The sequence below is a fragment of the Schnuerera sp. genome (assembly GCF_035459645.1).
GTDB lineage: Bacteria > Bacillota > Clostridia > Tissierellales > Tepidimicrobiaceae > Schnuerera.
Genome location: NZ_DATHXO010000152.1, coordinates 1 through 1,664, shown reverse-complemented (window position 1 = coordinate 1,664; position 1,664 = coordinate 1). Strand labels below are relative to the sequence as shown.

The 1,664-nt window shown below is 26.9% G+C and carries 3 protein-coding genes and 1 pseudogene; all 4 read left to right on the top strand.

Translation table 11 applies throughout. From position 1 onward, the window contains the following. Positions 1 to 650 (top strand): annotated as a pseudogene (locus VK998_RS03575) (copper amine oxidase N-terminal domain-containing protein); the annotation flags it as partial. Between the two features lie 71 nt (positions 651 to 721). Then, positions 722 to 940, top strand: coding sequence for a PF20097 family protein (locus VK998_RS03570; RefSeq protein ID WP_005584748.1), 219 nt, complete (start codon positions 722 to 724; stop codon positions 938 to 940). Between the two features lie 202 nt (positions 941 to 1,142). Next, a complete protein-coding gene (locus VK998_RS03565; protein WP_325225560.1) occupies positions 1,143 to 1,385 on the top strand; it encodes a type II toxin-antitoxin system Phd/YefM family antitoxin in 243 nt (80 codons plus the stop codon). Next, complete coding sequence (locus VK998_RS03560; protein WP_325225558.1) at positions 1,382 to 1,549, top strand: hypothetical protein; 168 nt, start codon at positions 1,382 to 1,384, stop codon at positions 1,547 to 1,549. Before VK998_RS03565 ends, VK998_RS03560 begins: the two co-directional genes overlap by 4 nt. Positions 1,550 to 1,664: the final 115 nt, after the last annotated feature.

Sequence of the window (1,664 nt, the reverse complement as noted above, 5' to 3'; positions counted from 1 at the left end):
CTGGGCTAACTTGCTCAGATGATTATGTGCTTGACTATAGTGACGGAAAATATATTGAAGCATTATTTGGAAGCGATTTTCAATTCTATCCTGAAACGGTAGATTCATATAAGAAGATATATGATGAAGGGCTAAAGGTATTGGGTTCTTTTAGAAAGATTAATGCTGATTATGAATTTGTAGAGGATGATAAGGATAACTACGAAAGAGAAATAGAAGTACTATATGATATCTTAGAAAATTATGTACCAGAGAATATCTTTAAAAGAGACGAAATCTTTACTTACAGGAAACCAATACCAAATAGTAGCCTTTTATATATGAGGAATATGGAAAACGAAGATGAAGTGTCAATAAAAATCGAGTCAGAGTTTGGTGAGAAGGCTAATCTAATAAGATATCATTTAAAGAGTTACCATCATGAATTAGAAGAGAGTGAACTAACACAAGATAATGCCCTAAAATTAGCAAATGAATTTGTTAATAGGTATGTTGACAAATATATTGAATTAAATAGGACACCAGATTTATATCCAAGTCTATATGAAGAGGGTAAGCATGAGACGTATGGGGATAAGGATTGTAGATATGTTGTAGTAGTAGATTTAGTACATGGTTTTGTAGAGTACTATGGATTATTAGATGATTAAATGTATTAAGTAGATGAACATCAGTATATAAATGTGCAACACATATTGTTCATATAATGGGAGGTCTATAAATGGAAAATATAAATATATGCCCATACTGTGGAGCAAAAATGAAATTAGGTTTTATACATGGAGATAGATACTGTCTTAAATGGATTCCTGAAGAGAAAGATAAGGGAATATTCTTACAATGGTTTGCGGAAGGTATCAAATTAGGGTATAGTATAGAAGCTTTTTATTGTGAAGAATGTAAAAAGATTATTATTGATGGGGAAAATAACATGAATTAAAGCTATAAAATTAATGTATATAATTTATAAATTATATGAAATAAGTGTTAATATTGAAGGCATATTGTAATTAGAAATATATCTTTATTGTATTTATTCTTGGAAATACCATAATATGAAAAGTTATTACCTATTTATTATTATTTAGGTTGAATATGTCCTAAAATGGATATAATACGCATAAGAGGAAGGTAAAGATTTTATGAAAATTAATATTAATAATTTGGTTTCTATTTCAGAAGTTAATCAAAAATTTTCAAAAGTAGCTAGGTTGGTAGATGAAAATGGAGCTACAGTAATTTTGAAAAATAATGTACCTCGTTATGAATTAATAGATTATAGCCAATTACAAAAAGAAGAAATACTAGGTGATGAAGAAGTAGATGAAGTAGCTAAAAGAATACTATTTAAACATATGAAGGCATTTGAGCAATTAGCTAAATGAAAAGATTAATTAAAACCCGAATATTAAAAATGCATAGCCTTCTTATTCAAAAAACAGAAAAAACAGGTGGAAGTGATGATGTTAAAGATGAAGGATTGTTAGATTCTGCTTTAAATTTACCATTTCAGAGCTTTGATTTATTTAATTATAGGAAATATATATAAGAAATAAATATTGAAATAGATATTTACAAATCATTATATACAAAAAATTATGATATAATATATATGAATAATTTTTTTATTAGTATTTTTTAAAAAAGTATTACAAATAGGGAGG